Here is a 15141-nt window from a genome sequence, read left to right on the forward strand (position 1 = left end):
GTGCAGCATCATGCCATGCCCGCCGCCCGGGGTCAGGTCACTCTTTCGGCAACGCGCGCAGGCGCAGGTCGCGCATCTGTTCGTTGGTGGGTTCGCTTGGCGCACCCATCATCAGATCCTCGGCGCGCTGGTTCATCGGGAACATGATGACCTCGCGGATGTTCTGCTCATCCGCCAGCAGCATCACGATTCGGTCGATGCCCGCGGCACAGCCCCCGTGCGGCGGCGCGCCATAGCGGAACGCCTTGACCATGCCGCCAAAGCGCTTTTCGACCTCGGATGCCGGATAGCCGGCCAGTTCGAACGCCTTGAACATGATCTCGGGCTTGTGGTTGCGGATCGCGCCGCTGATCAGCTCATAGCCGTTGCACGCCAGGTCGTACTGATAGCCCAGCACCTCCAGCGGGTCGCCCTGCAGCGCCTCCATCCCGCCCTGCGGCATGGAGAAAGGGTTGTGGCTGAAGTCGATCTTGCCGTCGTCGGTCTTCTCGTACATCGGGAAATCGACGATCCAGGCGAACTTGAACTGGTTCTCGTCGATCAGGCCCAGCTCTCGGCCGATCTCGGTGCGGGCGCGGCCTGCGACGGCCTCGAACTGGTCGGGACGACCGCCCAGAAAGAACGCCGCATCGCCTACTCCCAAGTTCAACTGTTTCCGAATTTCTTCGGTGCGCTCGGGACCAAGAGCTTTCGCAATAGGACCGGCAGCTTCCCATGCATCCGGATAATTTTCATGCCACTCGTTCCGACGGCGATGAGCTTCGGCAAACGAGTGCTGTTCAGCAACCGGTCCATTGAGATGGAACTCTTGATATCCGAGTTCCTCAAGCGAAGGAACAGTTGAACGCCAGATGATATAGCCCATGCCGGGCAGGCCCTGCTGTTGCGCAAACGCGTTCATACGGTCGGCGAACTTGCGGCTGCCGCCCTTGGGCGCGGGGATCGCGCGGACCTGCGTGCCCTCCTGCTCCAGCAGCTTGGCAAAGATGCCGAAACCGGAACCCTGGAAATGTTCGCTGACGATCTGCATTTCGATCGGGTTGCGCAGGTCCGGCTTGTCGGTGCCGTATTTCAGCAGGCTGTCGGCATAGGGGATCAGCGGCCAGTCAGCATCGACGCGGCGACCGTTGCCGAACTCCTCGAACAGGCCCTGAATGACCGGCTGGACCGTGGCGAACACGTCCTCCTGGCGGACGAACGACATCTCCATGTCCAGCTGATAGAAATCGGTCGGGCTGCGGTCGGCGCGCGGGTCCTCGTCGCGGAAACAGGGCGCGATCTGGAAATACTTGTCAAAGCCCGCGACCATGATCAGCTGCTTGAACTGCTGCGGCGCCTGCGGCAGGGCATAGAATTTTCCGGGATGCAGCCGCGACGGCACCAGAAAGTCGCGCGCGCCCTCGGGGGACGACGCGGTGATGATCGGCGTCTGGAATTCGGTGAAATCCTGGTCCCACATCCGGTTGCGGATCGACCGCACCACCTTGGAACGCAGCATGATGTTGTTGTGCAGGCTCTCGCGGCGCAGGTCCAGGAAACGATAGGCCAGGCGCGTTTCCTCGGGGTAGTCCTGATCGCCAAAGACCGGCAGGGGCAGCTCGTCCGCGGGGCCCAGCACCTCGATCTCGGTGGCATAGACCTCGATCTCTCCGGTGGGCAGCTTGGCGTTGATCAGCGATGCGTCGCGCATCTTGACGCGGCCATCGATGCGCACGACCGTTTCGGCGCGCAGCTTGTCCATCGCGGCGAATGCCGGGCTGTCGCTGTCGGCCAGCACCTGCGTCATGCCGTAATGGTCGCGCAGGTCGACGAACAGCACGCCCCCGTGGTCGCGGACCCGGTGGACCCAGCCCGACAGGCGGACGGTGGTCCCGGCATCGGCGGCCTTCAGGTCGCCGCAGGTATGGCTGCGATAGGCGTGCATGAGCGTTTTCCCCAGTTTTTCAGCCCCCGCACAAAGCGCGGGCCGGGCGGGAAGTCAACCTCTCAGAACGGTCGCACCACGTTGCCGCTGTAGAAATAGACCCCCATGCCGACCGCGAACAGCACGTTCCCCGCCACCGCATGCAGTGCCCAGGCCGCCGGAAAACCGTGCCGCAGATAGGCACGGGCAAAGAACCAGCCGCCGACAAAGGTCATGATCGCCACGATCCAGGACCAGTACATCAGGTGGGCAAAGGAAAAGATCGCCGCATTCAGCGCGATGGCCGCCCGCCCCTCGGGCAGGATCGCGCCATAGCGGTGAAAGAACAGCGGGCGAAAGATCAGCTCCTGCGGCAGGGCCGACAGGATCGGATAGAACGTCCAGATGATCAGCAGGAATTCGGGCCGGTCGCGGGGAATGGAAAACAGCGCCTCGGGGCGGGCGACGGTCAGGATCGCCCAACCCGCCGCCAGCGTTGCCAGCGCGATGCCGCCCAGTTCCCGCCACGGCATCCGCCGCCAGCCCCGCACCAGCACGCGCCAGCGAAACCCGCCGGTGATCCACAGCAGCGCCATGCCCGCCAGACTGAACACCGCCAATGCGGTGAACAGCTGATCGGGCGGCAGAAACAGGGCGATCGCCATCGGCGCGCCGACATACAGCGCCGCGAATTCTACCCGCAGCCAGCGCCGGGGCGCTAGCGAACCAGACGTGCCTGCAACCATCGCGCCCAATCCGCAGCCGAGCCCGCAAAGGCGTTGATGTCGGTATCACCACGGATGCCCGGAACGATGCCCGTGCCGGTATACTGCCAAAAGGTCCAGCGCTGGCCCGGATAGGTCACACTGGGGTGATCCGCCACCGACCGCAGCCAGAATTCCGCGTTCATGCGGCCCATCTGGTTTTCACGATAGAAATCGACGGTCGTATAGATGATCGGCCGCTGGCCATAGTGGCGGCCGACGATCTGCATGAAAATCTCTGCCTCGCGCAGGACCTCGGCCGCAGGGGGACGGCGGGGGCAGTTGCGCGAGTTGGTCCACTCCATGTCCAGAACCGGGGGCAGCGATCCGGCCTCGCGCGGGACGTTGCGGATGTACCAGTTGGCGTTCTCGGCCCCGGAACGGCAGAAGTAATAGAAGTGATAGGCGCCGCGCGGAATGCGGGCCTGTGCGGCCTCGTACCAATAGCGGCGAAAGTTCGGATCGGCGTGATCGCCCCCCTCGGTCGCCTTGATAAAGGCGAAACTGATGCCAGAGCTGCGGACTTGGTTCCAGTTGATATCGCCCTGCCACCGGGAAATATCGATGCCATGAACCGCATGACCATAGGGCGCGCCGTTGCGCCACTGATGGGGCGCCCTGTCGCCCAGCTGGGGATTCGCCCCGGGGCCAGGCGCTGCCTGATACCCTGCGGGGGCTCCGCCGCGCGGCGGCGTTCGTCCGCAAGACACGGCAAACGTCACAACCGCCAATCCCAGCAACAGCTTTGTCAGAAATCTCATGCCTGCCCCGTCCTTCGGTCCCAGATCCTGCCCGCGGCGCTTTGCGCGCCATTCTGTGGCTGTTATCTCAAACCCGTGAGGCATTGTCATCGTCTCAGACCGGTCACGGTTGCGTCAGCAGAACGCCCGGGCCATTTCCGGTCCGGGCGTCAGGGTGTCATTACGGTCGGTGGATCAGTTCGCCGGAGCCGGGGCGTCGTCGCCGGCGGGCCGATCGGCGGTTCCCGCAGGGGCCATGCTGCCATCGGCGGGAGTATCCGCACCGGGGGTGGTGGGTTCGCCGACATCCTCGCCAAGCCCCCCTGCATCGCTTATCGGCGTATCCGCCGGCGGAGCTGATGTCGCGATTCCGTCCTCCTGCTCATCGACGCCGGGCGTGAACACAAAGAACACCAATGCTGCAACCACCAACGCAACGATGATGGCAATGATCGCGGGCTTGTGGTTGCGCGCGTCTTTTTCCGGCTCAATGTTATGGGACATCGGTTCACTTTCCTGTTGGATTCCGAAACCAACGTGGCCGGGGGTGGGCGGTTCCGCACCGGCTTGGCAAACCCCGCGCCCGTCTGCCACTAAGGCTGCAGCATACGTCCTGATAGGGAACCGCACCGATGACCGATCCCGCGCTGCCCACCGGTCTTGCCGCTGACGGACCGGCAACAACGCTCCAGGCCTTTGTGACGCTGGTCAGCAACACAGCCTATCTGCCAGGTGCCGAGGCACTGCTGCGGTCCCTGCGGCTGACCGGAACGCGCGCCGATCTGGCGGTGCTGCATCGCGGCCTGGATACGGGTGCGTTGGCCCGCCTCTCCGCGCTTGGCGCACGGCTGATCAGGGCCGACCTGCTGCCGACATCGGCCGCGTTCGATCAGGCCCACGCCCGTGACGCACTGCACGCACGTGCCGCGTTCCTGAAAGGCGGCAAGCCCGATTTCCACACGCCACTGGACAATTTCATCAAGCTGCGGCTGTGGCAGTTGGACTACGACGCCTGCGTGTTCATCGACGCCGATGCGATCGTGTTGCGCCCGGTCGACAAACTGTTCGATTTCCCCGAATTCTGTGCGGCACCAAACGTCTATGACGGTCTGGACGGGTTCGGGCGGATGAATTCGGGCGTCTTCACCGCGCGCCCCGACCCTGCGACCTTTGCCGCCATGATGGCGCATCTGGACCGGCCCGGCGTCTTTTGGCGGCGGACGGACCAGACGTTCCTGCAGGATTTCTTTCCCGACTGGCAGGGGCTGTCGATCCACCACAACCTGCTGCAATACGTCTGGACTCACATGCCGCAGCTGTGGGACTGGACCCAGATCCGCATCCTGCATTTTCAGTACGAAAAACCATGGCAGGATCACCCAAAGGCCGACAGCCTGCGCCCCCTGATCGACCTGTGGCGACAGGTGGCGGCGGGCGGGCCGCTGCCCGATCTGTCCGCCCTGCCCGGCCCCCCCGCCTGATGCGCGTGGCCCTGACCGGCGCGTCCGGGATCATCGGCCGCTTTGCCGCGCGCGCGCTGTGCCGCGCGGGCCACGACGTCACGCCGCTGGACCGCGCCCACGGCTGGACCTTGGGCCAACCGGCGCCCCTGCAGGGTCACGACGCGCTGATCCACTGTGCATTCGCCCACACACCGGGCCGTTATCGCGGCGGAGAGGGCGACGACCCGGCGGCGTTCGTGGCCGCGAACCTGGACGGCACACGCGCCCTGTTCGATCAGGCGGTGCAGGCTCGCGTCGGGCGGGTGCTGTTCGTGTCGTCACGCGCGGTCCATGACGGCCACCCGCCGGGGATGCGCCTATCAGACAACCTGCCCGCTGCACCAACCACGCTCTACGGTCAGGTCAAGGCCGGGGCCGAGGCGCATCTGGCAACCCTGCCCCTGATCGGCTGCGCGATCCGTGCCACCGGCATCTATGGTCCGGGCCCTGCGCACAAATGGCGCGCCCTGTTCGCGGATTACCTGTCGGGCCGCCCCACTCCTGCGCGCATCGCGACCGAGGTTCACGCCGCCGACCTCGCCCGAGCGCTGGTCCTCCTGTTGTCGACACCTGCGCCCCTGCCAACCGTCAACTGCAGCGATCTTGTCCTGGACCATCATGACCTGCTGGCGATCGTCCGCGACGTATCCGGCATCGGACATCCCCTGCCCCCGCATGCCGACGTCTTACGCTTGCGCATCCCGGACTGCGAGGCGCTGATAGCCGCCGGATGGCAACCCGGCGGTCACCGCCTGCTGCGCCGCACCGTCCGCCTGCTGCTTCGAGATTAGCCTTCAGATTAACGATGCCTTCGGGGGGTCCGGGGGGCAGCGCCCCCCGGCGTCGCGGGACGCAATCAGCCCCGCCGGATCGCCGCCATGCCCAACACCCGCGCCCGCTTGCGCGGGTCGCTGTCGAACAGCGCCGCCAGCTGTTCGGTGATCGCCCCGGCCAGCTGTTCCGCATCGGTGATGGTCACCGCCCGCTGGTAATAGCGGGTCACGTCATGGCCGATGCCGATCGCCAGCAATTCCACCGCCCGGCGTTTCTCGACCATGGCGATCACGTCGCGCAGGTGGCGTTCCAGAAAATTGGCCGGGTTCACCGACAGCGTGCTGTCATCGACCGGCGCACCATCGGAAATCACCATCAGGATCTTGCGCGCCTCGGGGCGGCGGGTCAGGCGTTTATGCGCCCATTCCAGAGCCTCGCCGTCGATGTTCTCCTTCAGCAACCCTTCCTTCATCATCAGCCCCAGATTGGGACGAACCCGACGCCAGGGCGCATCGGCGGACTTGTAGACGATGTGGCGCAGGTCGTTCAGGCGACCGGGCTGTGCGGGACGCCCCGCGGCCAGCCACGCCTCGCGCGATTGCCCACCCTTCCACGCGCGCGTCGTGAACCCCAAAATCTCGACCTTGACGTTGCACCGTTCCAGCGTGCGCGCCAGAACATCGGCGCAGATCGCTGCGATGCTGATCGGACGGCCGCGCATCGATCCGGAGTTGTCGATCAACAGCGTTACCACCGTGTCTCGGAATTCGGTGTCCTTCTCGATCTTGAAGGACAGCGGCATGGTCGGGTTCGCGACCACGCGTGCCAGACGGCCGGCGTCCAGAACGCCCTCCTCCTTGTCGAACTCCCAGCTGCGGTTCTGCTGGGCCTGCAGGCGGCGCTGCAGCTTGTTGGCCAGTCGGCTGACCGCACCGCGCAGCGGTTCCAACTGCTTGTCCAGATAGGCGCGCAGACGCTCCAGCTCGGCAATATCTGCCAGATCCTCGGCGCGGATCTCCTCGTCCCAGGTCTGGGCAAAGACGCGGTAATCGGGACTGGCCTCGCTGACCGGGGGCGGCAGGTCGGGCGGGCTGTCCTCATCGGGCATCTGCGCCTCGTCGGCCATCTCGTCATCGGCACTGTCGTCCATGCCGACCTGGGCCTGACGTTCGTCCTGAGTCTGTTCCTGGCTGCGCTCGGGGCTGGCGTCGCTCTCTTCGCTGTCGTCCTGGTCCTGCGATTCGCTGTCGCCGGCTTCCTCGTCCTGCTCGGCGGTCTCGTCGCTGTCGTCATCCTCGGGCTGGTCGGGATCCTCACCCAACTGGTCGCCATAGCCCAGGTCGGTGATGATGCGCCGCGACAGCCGCGAAAATGCGGCCTGATCCGCCAGCGCGTCATTCACGTCGCCCAGCGCCCCTGACGCCTGGCTCTCGACAAAGGGCCGCCACAGGTCGGCCACATGTTGCGCCCCGGCGGGCAACGCGCGTCCGGTCGCCGCCTGACGCAGGATGTATCCCGCCGCCACCGACAGCGGTGCATCGGTCGCGGCCTTGATCTGGGCATAGCCTTTCTTGTCCGCCTCGGCGCCGATCTTGGCGTCGATGTTGGACAACGCACCGGGCATGTCGCGCGCGCCCAACGCCTCGCAGCGCGCGGTCTCCAATGCCTCGTACAGCTCCTTGGCCATCGGGCCTGCGGGGGAATACCGCGCATGCGTTCCCGCATCATGATGGCGCATCCGCATGGCCAGCGCGTCGGCGGTGCCGCGCGCCAGCAGTACCTCGTCGCGGCCCATGCGGCGGCTGACCTGCGGCAGGCGCATCGTGTCCCCCGCAACCCCGGCCGGGTCCGCGCTGAAGGTCACGCTCAGCTCGTGTTCGCCTGCCAGCGCGCGTGTCGCCTCGGTCAGGGCCTTTTTGAACGGGTCGGCGGGGTTGTCGGATTTCTTCATCTGCGGATGGCCCCCTTGGCCGCGCGGGCCTCAGCCCGCCTTTGCGGCTGCGCTTTCCGGCAATTCCTCGTCGAACAGGCGCTGATAGAACTCGGCCACGGTCTGGCGCTCCAGCTCGTCGCATTTGTTCAGGAAGGTCAGGCGGAACGCATAGCCGACATTGTCAAAGATGCGCGCGTTCTGTGCCCAGGAAATCACCGTGCGCGGGCTCATGACCGTGGACAGGTCGCCCTGCATGAACGCGGTCCGCGTCAGGTCGGCCAGCGTGACCATCTGGTTGATGATCTTGCGGCCCTTCTCGGTGTTGTAATGCGGTACCTTGGCCAGCACGATCGCGGCCTCGGCGTCGTGGCGCAGATAGTTCAGCGTGGCGACCAGCGACCAGCGGTCCATCTGGCCCTGGTTGATCTGCTGGGTGCCGTGATACAGGCCCGTCGTGTCGCCCAGGCCCACCGTATTAGCGGTCGCAAACAGGCGAAAGAACGGGTTCGGCGTGATGACCTCGTTCTGGTCCAGCAGGGTCAGCTTGCCGTCCGCCTCCAGCACGCGCTGGATGACGAACATCACGTCTGCACGGCCCGCGTCGTATTCGTCAAAGACGATCGCGGTCGGGTTGCGCAGCGCCCAGGGCAGGATACCCTCGTGGAACACGGTGACCTGCTTGCCGTCGACCAGCTTGATCGCGTCCTTGCCGATCAGGTCGATGCGGCTGACATGGCTGTCCAGGTTCACGCGCACGCAGGGCCAGTTCAGGCGCGCCGCGATCTGTTCGATATGCGTGGATTTGCCCGTCCCGTGATAGCCCTGGACCATGACGCGGCGATTGTAGGCAAAGCCCGCCAGGATCGCCATCGTGGTGTCGGGGTCGAACTTGTAGGTGCTGTCGATGTCGGGGACGCGTTCGGTCCGCTCGGCAAAGCCCTTGACCTTCATGTCGCTGTCCAGACCGAACACCTCGCGCAGGTCGATCTCTTCGGTAGGTTTCGCGTTCATGTCCAGCATTGGCCCCAGCCCTTTTCATCACATCGCCACATTGATTGCGCATTCGGGCAACGGGTGCAAGACGCGGCAGGGATCGGCCACGTCCCCATGCGCGTCACCGTGCGCGCGTTGACGCGGGGGGGTGTCGTTCATAAGGTGCGCCAACCCTTGGAAGGATGTCCCGGTTTTGACAGACGCACGCCGTTCCGAACTGGAAACGTTGATCGCCCGCACGGCCATGGGCGATCGAAACGCATTCGACACATTGTACGATGCGACCTCGGCCAAACTGCATGCGGTGTGCCTGTCGGTCCTCAAGGACCGTCCCGAGGCCGAGGAGACCCTGCAGGAGGTCTATATCCGTGTGTGGCAAAGCGCTGCGCGCTATGCCTCGAACGGGTTGTCGCCGATGACCTGGTTGATCACCATCGCCCGCAACCGCGCCATCGACAGGCTGCGCGCCCGCGGATCACGCCCCGTCACCGCCCCCGAGGATGCCGCGGCCTTCGTCGCCTGCAGTGCGCCGGGCCCCGAATCGGCCACGATCATGGCGCAGGAGCGTCGTATGCTGGACGATTGCCTGTCCAAGCTGGCCGATGCGCAGTCCGGCGCCGTCCGGGCCGTGTACCTGGAGGGGGTCAGCTATGCCGATCTGGCCGCGCGCGAAGGGCTGCCCATCAACACCGTGCGCAGCTGGCTGCGTCGCAGCCTGTTGCGCCTGAAGGATTGCGTAAGCCAATGACCGATGACGCCCCGCTGACCCCGTCCCAGGAAGACCACGCCCTGGCGGCCGAGCTGGCGCTTGGCCTGCTGGACGGACCCGAGGCCACCGCCGCCACGGACCGCATGTCGATCGACCCGGATTTCGCCCGCATCGTGCATGACTGGTACGAACGCATGGCCGGCATGGCCGAGGCCCTGACCCCGGTCATGGCCCCTGCCCGCGCGCGACAGGCGATCCGCGAACGGCTTGGCCACATCAACCCGCCGCTGGCAAACGACCCGACGGAACGCACGCCGTGGTGGCGCGGCCCCCTGGGGGCGCTGGCAGGCGTACTGGCGGTGGCCGCGACCGCCGCGTTCCTGTGGCTGCCCGGCCTGCAGCAGGCCGACACCCCGGGCTATCAGGCGCAACTGGAAACGCAGGATCAGGCCATGCGCGTCGCCGCCCGCATAAACGGCCGTGAGATGGAGATCGCGCTGGAAAGCGGCGTTGCCGCCCAAGGCCGGGACTGGGAAATCTGGTGGGTCGAACCGGATGGCTCGGCGCCGGTGTCGATCGGTCTGGTCCCGCGTGAGGGTCGTCTGCGCATGACCCTGCCCGACGGGTTGGATCCGTCCGGGGATATCCAGATTGCGCTGTCGGACGAACCGGCGGGCGGGTCGCCCACCGGTCAGGCCACAGGACCGGTGGTGGCCATCGCGCCGCTCACGTCCTTGTGATCGCGGATTGACCGGGGGTCGGCGCAACTAACCTGCCCCCGGTGCGTGTTTGGTGGTGTCGGGCGCAGAAATGACGCCCAGAACCAAACCCGGAGGAAGTCCATGACCACCCGCTTTACCAAAGTCGGCGCTTCGATCATTGCTGCCACCATCGCGCTTGGCGCACCCGCATTTGCCCAGAACACCATGGTCGGCGGCGCCGAGATGCTGCCCTCGCGCAACATCGTGGAGAACGCTGTGAATTCGGCCGACCACACCACGCTGGTCGCCGCCGTGCAGGCCGCAGGTCTGGCCGAGACGCTGTCGGGCCCCGGCCCGTTCACCGTTTTCGCCCCAACCAACGCGGCCTTTGAAAAGCTGCCGGCCGGCACCGTCGAAGGCCTGCTGGAGCCCGAAAGCCTGGAGACGCTGCAGACGATCCTGACCTGCCACGTCGTCCCGACCGAGGCGATGTCCTCCGCAGTGGGCAGCATGATCCAACAGGGTGGCGGCTCCGCCATGCTGGAAACCGTGGGCGGCTGCATGCTGACCGCGACCATCCGTGACACCGACAACGCGCTGCAGATCACCGACGAGAACGGCAACGTCGCAACCGTGCTGATCCCCGACGTGGACCAGTCGAACGGCGTGATCCATTCGGTCGACACCGTGCTGCTGCCGGCGTCCTAAGACGCCCACAGACGATCTGCCGTCCCCCGACAGGCAGATCTTGGCCCGCGCAGTCCCCTCTGCGCGGGCCTTTTCGCATCTGGATCTGCGCGTTGCAGTGAAACCGCTTGCGTCCGCGCGCGTTGCCGGGTGCTGATAGGCTGCGGCACGGCGCCGCATCGGGCCAATTTCCGAAGGGACACTGCATGAGCGGGCTGATCGCGCTTCTTGACGACGTAGCGGCAATTTCAAAGGTCGCGGCGGCTTCGATCGACGACGTCGCGGGACAAGCCGCCAAGGCGGGTGCCAAGGCCGCGGGTGCGGTGATCGATGACGCGGCGGTCACACCGAAATACGTCCACGGCTTTGACGCCAGCCGAGAGCTTCCGATTGTCTGGAAGATCGCGCGCGGGTCGATCTTCAACAAGCTGGTGATCCTGCTGCCTGTGGCCCTGCTGTTGTCGGCATTTGCGCCTTGGGCCATTCCACCGCTGCTGATGCTCGGCGGTGCCTATCTGTGCTATGAGGGCGCGCACAAGGTCGCGCACCTGTTCCACAAGACCGATGCCCATGACAGCGCCAAGCACACCCATCCCGACACCGATGGCGCCGCATTGGAGGAGACCCGCGTTGCAGGCGCCATCAAGACCGATTTCATTCTGTCGGCGGAAATCATGACCATCGCGCTGTCGACCATCCCGACTGACGACAGTCTGGTGGTAAAGGCCATCATCCTGGCGCTTGTTGCGGTCGCGATCACGGTGGCCGTGTATGGTTTCGTGGCGCTGGTGGTCAAGGCTGACGACGTGGGCCTGCACCTGGCACAAAGCGACGGCGGCGCGGCTGCGGCGTTGGGACGCGGCATCGTCAAGGTCATGCCCGGCTTCATGACAACGCTAACGGTGGTCGGTACCGCCGCGATGATCTGGGTCGGTGGTCAGATCATCGTGCACGGGTTGGACCAACTTGGATGGGGCACGCCCTATCACCTGATCCATGACTGGGCCGAGGCCGCGGCTGCAGCGGTTCCCGCCGCACCGGGCGTGGTCGCGTGGATCGTCACCGCCTTTTGTGACGGCGTTTTCGGGCTGGCTTTGGGGTTGGCCCTGCTGCCCGTGGTGACCCGGGTCATCAACCCGGTGATCGGCACGCTGATCGCAACATTCGCGCAACTTCGTAAAAAACCGAACGCCAACGAAACCCGTTGACCCAACCCTCCTGACGTCACAAGACTGTCACATGAGCGTTGCGATGCTGTCGTGATCTGCCGATAGGCGGTGTCATCATCGCAACTCTGTAAGGGAGGGAACACACCATGATCCGATATGGAACCGCATCCGCGGTGGCGCTGATGGCGTCGCTGACCGCAGCGCAGGCACAAACGAACATCGAGTGGTGGCACGCCATGGGTGGCGAGCTGGGCGCCAAGCTGGAAGAGATCGCGCAGGGCTTCAACGACAGCCAGGACGAATACACCGTCACCCCCGCCTACAAGGGCACCTATCCCGAAACGATGACGGCCGCGATCGCCGCGTTCCGCGCGGATCAGCAGCCCGCGATCGTCCAGGTCTTCGAGGTCGGCACGGGCACGATGATGGCCGCCCAGGGCGCGATCGTCCCGGTCCACGAACTGATGGAACAGCACGGCCAGGCGTTCGACCCGGCGGCGTTCCTGCCCTCCATCGTCGGCTATTACACGGATTCCGACGGCAACATGCTGTCGATGCCGTTTAACAGCTCGACCCCGATCGTGTATTACAACAAATCCGTGTTCGAGGCTGCGGGCCTTGATCCCGAAACGCCGCCCAAGACCTGGGCCGAACTGGAACAGTTCAGCAAGCAGATCATTGAATCCGATGCCGCTACCTGTGGTTTCACCACCCAGTGGATCAGCTGGGTCCAGACCGAAAACCTGTCGGCATGGCACAACGCCCCCATCGGCACGATGGAGAACGGTTTTGGCGGTCTCGATTCGCGGCTGTCGCTGAACGGCCCCTTGCAGGTCAAGCATTGGGAAAACCTCAAGCGCTGGTCCGATGAGGGCGTGTTCAAATACGGCGGCCCGGTCGGCGCGGACAACGCGGCCCCGATGCTGTATGCGCAGGAATGCGCGATGATGATGGGCAGCTCGGCCAGCCGTGCGGGCGTCATCGCCAACTCGACCGAATACGAGGTCGGATACGGCATGCTGCCCTATTACGACGACGTCGAGGGCGCGCCGCAGAACTCGATCATCGGGGGCGCCTCGCTGTGGGTGCTGTCGGGCAAGTCCGACGAGGAATACGCGGCCACCGCCGCCTTCTTCGAATATCTGACCCAGCCCGAGGTTCAGGCCGATTGGGCGTCCTTTACCGGATACCTGCCGATCACCGCCGCCGCCCGCGAACAGATGGCCGGTTACTATGCCGAGAACCCCGGCGCCGACACGGGCATCAACCAGATCACCCTGAACGAGCCGACCGAAAACTCCAAGGGTCTGCGGTTCGGCAACTATGTCCAGATCCGCGGCGTCATCGACGAGGAATTCGAACAGCTGCTGTCGGGTGACAAGGACGCGCAAGGCGCGCTGGACTCGGTCGTCAGCCGCGGCGACGCGCTGCTGGAAGAGTTCCAGGCCCAGAACCAGTAACCATCCCACATCCTTTGGCCGGGGCCGCGCATCACGCGCGGCCCCGGTCTTTTCCCGTTCCCGGCCCAAGGTCCCGCGATGAAGCGCACCATCTTTCGAAACCAGCTGCTGCCATGGCTGCTGCTGGCACCCCAGCTGATCATCACCTTCATCTTTTTCCTGTGGCCCGCGGCCCAGGCCGTCCGCCAGAGTTTCCTGCGCGAGGATGCGTTCGGCACCCGGACGACCTTTGTCGGTCTGGAAAACTTTGCGCGCCTGTGGGGCAGCCCGGAATACCTGAACAGCCTGCAGGTGACGGCGGTCTTCGCCATCTCTGTCACCGTACTGTCGATGGGGTTGTCGCTGCTGCTGGCGATCGCGGTGGACCGGATGATCCGCAGCACGCGGGTCTATACGACGCTGCTGGTTTGGCCCTATGCGGTGGCCCCGGCGGTCGCGGGCATCCTGTGGTGGTTCATCTTCAACCCCACGATCGGCATCATGCCCTATCTGCTGGGGGGGCTGGGCTATGACTGGAACCACATCCAGGACAAGGGCGACGCCATGACCCTGGTGGTCATCGCCAGCGCGTGGAAACAAATCAGCTATAATTTCCTGTTCTTTCTGGCCGGCCTGCAGGCCATCCCGGCGTCTCTGCGCGAGGCTGCGGCGATCGACGGGGCCGGCCCGGTGCGGCGGTTCTTCGACATCACGTTCCCGCTCTTGTCTCCGACGACCTTCTTTCTGCTGGTCGTCAACATCGTCTATGCCATGTTCGACACGTTCGGCGTGATCGACGCCACGACCGAAGGCGGCCCCGCACAATCCACCAACATCATGGTCTACAAGGTCTATTTCGACGGCTTTGTCGGTCAGAACCTGGGGTCGTCCGCCGCACAGTCGGTGGTCCTGATGGCGCTGGTCCTGGTGCTGACGGTGATCCAGTTCCGGTTCGTTGAAAAGAAGGTGGCCTACTGATGATCGAGAACCGTCCCTTTCTGAACCTGGCCGCCCACCTGACGCTGATCCTGGGGGTCTGCATCGTGGCTCTGCCGGTCTGGGTGGCCTTTGTGGCCTCGACCCACAGCGCGACCGCCTTCATGTCGGGCACCATCCCGATGTGGCCGGGTGACCAGTTTTTCCAGAACTACAGCCAGATGCTGGGCGCGGGCGTGTCCACCAGCGGCACCCCCCCGGTCGGCGTGATGATGTTCAACAGTCTGATCATGGCGCTGGCGATCGCCATCGGCAAGATCGTGATCTCTGTCCTGTCGGCCTTCGCGGTGGTCTATTTCCGCTTTCCGTTCCGGGGATTGGCATTCTGGTGCATCTTCATCACGCTGATGCTGCCGGTCGAGGTGCGGATCGTGCCGACCTTTCAGGTGGTGGCCGATCTGGGCATGCTGAACAGCTATGCCGGTCTGTCGATCCCGCTGATCGCGTCGGCTACGGCCACGTTCCTGTTCCGCCAGGTCTTTCTGACCATCCCGGACGAGTTGACCGAGGCCGCCCGGATCGATGGCGCGGGTCCGATGAAATTCTTTCGCGACATCCTGCTGCCGCTGTCGCGCACCAACATTGCCGCCCTGTTCGTGATCCTGTTCATCTATGGCTGGAACCAGTATCTGTGGCCGCTGCTGATCACGACCAGTTCGGACTATTACACCATCGTTGCGGGCATCAAGCGCATGGCGGATGCCGTGGACGGCCAGCCGCAATGGCACCTGGTCATGGCGACCGCGATGATGGCGATGATCCCACCCGTGATCGTGGTGGTCGCCATGCAGCGCCTGTTTGTCAAAGGCCTTGTCGAGACGGAGAAATAAG

The 15141-nt window shown here is 64.9% G+C and carries 15 protein-coding genes; 9 read left to right on the forward strand and 6 right to left on the reverse strand.

What is annotated here, in order from left to right:
* Nucleotides 1-37 precede the first annotated feature (37 nt).
* The 4 genes from aspS to ACJJVR_RS17090 all read right to left on the reverse strand — a co-directional run bounded on the left by aspS (nucleotide 38) and on the right by ACJJVR_RS17090 (nucleotide 3911).
* Complete coding sequence (aspS, locus tag ACJJVR_RS17075) at nucleotides 38-1924, reverse strand: aspartate--tRNA ligase (RefSeq protein ID WP_405406376.1); 1887 nt, start codon at nucleotides 1922-1924, stop codon at nucleotides 38-40.
* Nucleotides 1925-1986: 62 nt separating this feature from the next.
* The gene (locus ACJJVR_RS17080; protein WP_405406378.1) at nucleotides 1987-2649 is read right to left on the reverse strand and encodes a CPBP family intramembrane glutamic endopeptidase; all 663 of its coding nucleotides are present in this window, start codon (nucleotides 2647-2649) and stop codon (nucleotides 1987-1989) included.
* Nucleotides 2622-3428: a GH25 family lysozyme gene (locus ACJJVR_RS17085; RefSeq protein WP_405406379.1), complete on the reverse strand. Its 807-nt coding sequence runs from the start codon at nucleotides 3426-3428 to the stop codon at nucleotides 2622-2624. Before ACJJVR_RS17085 ends, ACJJVR_RS17080 begins: the two co-directional genes overlap by 28 nt.
* Before the next feature lie 174 nt (nucleotides 3429-3602).
* A complete protein-coding gene (locus ACJJVR_RS17090) occupies nucleotides 3603-3911 on the reverse strand; it encodes a hypothetical protein (protein ID WP_405406381.1) in 309 nt (102 codons plus the stop codon).
* Between the two features lie 128 nt (nucleotides 3912-4039).
* On the opposite strand from ACJJVR_RS17090, the gene ACJJVR_RS17095 reads away from it, so the two are divergent.
* Together ACJJVR_RS17095 and ACJJVR_RS17100 are read left to right on the forward strand one after the other, a co-directional pair.
* Nucleotides 4040-4888 carry a glycosyl transferase gene (locus tag ACJJVR_RS17095; protein WP_405406382.1) on the forward strand — a complete coding sequence of 283 codons (849 nt, stop codon included), beginning with the start codon at nucleotides 4040-4042 and terminating at the stop codon, nucleotides 4886-4888.
* Nucleotides 4888-5700, forward strand: a complete 813-nt coding sequence (locus ACJJVR_RS17100; protein WP_405406384.1) for an NAD-dependent epimerase/dehydratase family protein — start codon at nucleotides 4888-4890, stop codon at nucleotides 5698-5700. The genes ACJJVR_RS17095 and ACJJVR_RS17100 overlap by 1 nt, the downstream gene beginning before the upstream one ends.
* A 65-nt stretch (nucleotides 5701-5765) precedes the next feature.
* Here ACJJVR_RS17100 and cobT read toward each other — a convergent pair whose 3' ends face one another.
* Together cobT and cobS are read right to left on the reverse strand one after the other, a co-directional pair.
* Complete coding sequence (cobT, locus tag ACJJVR_RS17105) at nucleotides 5766-7634, reverse strand: cobaltochelatase subunit CobT (RefSeq protein WP_405406385.1); 1869 nt, start codon at nucleotides 7632-7634, stop codon at nucleotides 5766-5768.
* 30 nt (nucleotides 7635-7664) lie between these two features.
* Nucleotides 7665-8636 (reverse strand): cobaltochelatase subunit CobS, encoded by a 972-nt coding sequence (gene cobS / locus ACJJVR_RS17110; RefSeq protein WP_405406387.1) that lies wholly within the window; start codon nucleotides 8634-8636, stop codon nucleotides 7665-7667.
* Nucleotides 8637-8802: 166 nt separating this feature from the next.
* On the opposite strand from cobS, the gene ACJJVR_RS17115 reads away from it, so the two are divergent.
* From ACJJVR_RS17115 to ugpE, 7 genes are all read left to right on the forward strand, one after another.
* Nucleotides 8803-9357 (forward strand): sigma-70 family RNA polymerase sigma factor, encoded by a 555-nt coding sequence (locus ACJJVR_RS17115; RefSeq protein WP_405406388.1) that lies wholly within the window; start codon nucleotides 8803-8805, stop codon nucleotides 9355-9357.
* Nucleotides 9354-10058, forward strand: coding sequence for an anti-sigma factor domain-containing protein (locus ACJJVR_RS17120; protein WP_405406389.1), 705 nt, complete (start codon nucleotides 9354-9356; stop codon nucleotides 10056-10058). The genes ACJJVR_RS17115 and ACJJVR_RS17120 overlap by 4 nt, the downstream gene beginning before the upstream one ends.
* A gap of 102 nt (nucleotides 10059-10160) precedes the next feature.
* Nucleotides 10161-10727, forward strand: a complete 567-nt coding sequence (locus tag ACJJVR_RS17125) for a fasciclin domain-containing protein (protein WP_405406391.1) — start codon at nucleotides 10161-10163, stop codon at nucleotides 10725-10727.
* Nucleotides 10728-10912: 185 nt separating this feature from the next.
* Nucleotides 10913-11914: a DUF808 domain-containing protein gene (locus tag ACJJVR_RS17130; RefSeq protein WP_405406392.1), complete on the forward strand. Its 1002-nt coding sequence runs from the start codon at nucleotides 10913-10915 to the stop codon at nucleotides 11912-11914.
* A 107-nt stretch (nucleotides 11915-12021) separates the two neighbouring features.
* The gene (gene ugpB, locus ACJJVR_RS17135; protein ID WP_405406394.1) at nucleotides 12022-13335 is read left to right on the forward strand and encodes a sn-glycerol-3-phosphate ABC transporter substrate-binding protein UgpB; all 1314 of its coding nucleotides are present in this window, start codon (nucleotides 12022-12024) and stop codon (nucleotides 13333-13335) included.
* 78 nt (nucleotides 13336-13413) lie between these two features.
* Nucleotides 13414-14292: a sn-glycerol-3-phosphate ABC transporter permease UgpA gene (gene ugpA / locus ACJJVR_RS17140; RefSeq protein ID WP_405406395.1), complete on the forward strand. Its 879-nt coding sequence runs from the start codon at nucleotides 13414-13416 to the stop codon at nucleotides 14290-14292.
* Complete coding sequence (gene ugpE / locus ACJJVR_RS17145) at nucleotides 14292-15140, forward strand: sn-glycerol-3-phosphate ABC transporter permease UgpE (RefSeq protein WP_405406396.1); 849 nt, start codon at nucleotides 14292-14294, stop codon at nucleotides 15138-15140. Before ugpA ends, ugpE begins: the two co-directional genes overlap by 1 nt.
* Nucleotide 15141: the final 1 nt, after the last annotated feature.

Source organism: Paracoccus sp. Ld10 (assembly GCF_045064235.1).
Classification (GTDB): Bacteria; Pseudomonadota; Alphaproteobacteria; order Rhodobacterales; family Rhodobacteraceae; genus Paracoccus.

Bases quoted from the DNA above. Each gene is read 5' to 3' on its own strand.
- aspS (WP_405406376.1), bottom strand. From the start codon at position 1,924: ATGCACGCCTATCGCAGCCATACCTGCGGCGACCTGAAGGCCGCCGAT.
- ACJJVR_RS17080 (WP_405406378.1), bottom strand. From the start codon at position 2,649: ATGGTTGCAGGCACGTCTGGTTCGCTAGCGCCCCGGCGCTGGCTGCGG.
- ACJJVR_RS17085 (WP_405406379.1), bottom strand. From the start codon at position 3,428: ATGAGATTTCTGACAAAGCTGTTGCTGGGATTGGCGGTTGTGACGTTT.
- ACJJVR_RS17090 (WP_405406381.1), bottom strand. From the start codon at position 3,911: ATGTCCCATAACATTGAGCCGGAAAAAGACGCGCGCAACCACAAGCCC.
- ACJJVR_RS17095 (WP_405406382.1), top strand. From the start codon at position 4,040: ATGACCGATCCCGCGCTGCCCACCGGTCTTGCCGCTGACGGACCGGCA.
- ACJJVR_RS17100 (WP_405406384.1), top strand. From the start codon at position 4,888: ATGCGCGTGGCCCTGACCGGCGCGTCCGGGATCATCGGCCGCTTTGCC.
- cobT (WP_405406385.1), bottom strand. From the start codon at position 7,634: ATGAAGAAATCCGACAACCCCGCCGACCCGTTCAAAAAGGCCCTGACC.
- cobS (WP_405406387.1), bottom strand. From the start codon at position 8,636: ATGCTGGACATGAACGCGAAACCTACCGAAGAGATCGACCTGCGCGAG.
- ACJJVR_RS17120 (WP_405406389.1), top strand. From the start codon at position 9,354: ATGACCGATGACGCCCCGCTGACCCCGTCCCAGGAAGACCACGCCCTG.
- ACJJVR_RS17125 (WP_405406391.1), top strand. From the start codon at position 10,161: ATGACCACCCGCTTTACCAAAGTCGGCGCTTCGATCATTGCTGCCACC.
- ACJJVR_RS17130 (WP_405406392.1), top strand. From the start codon at position 10,913: ATGAGCGGGCTGATCGCGCTTCTTGACGACGTAGCGGCAATTTCAAAG.
- ugpB (WP_405406394.1), top strand. From the start codon at position 12,022: ATGATCCGATATGGAACCGCATCCGCGGTGGCGCTGATGGCGTCGCTG.
- ugpA (WP_405406395.1), top strand. From the start codon at position 13,414: ATGAAGCGCACCATCTTTCGAAACCAGCTGCTGCCATGGCTGCTGCTG.
- ugpE (WP_405406396.1), top strand. From the start codon at position 14,292: ATGATCGAGAACCGTCCCTTTCTGAACCTGGCCGCCCACCTGACGCTG.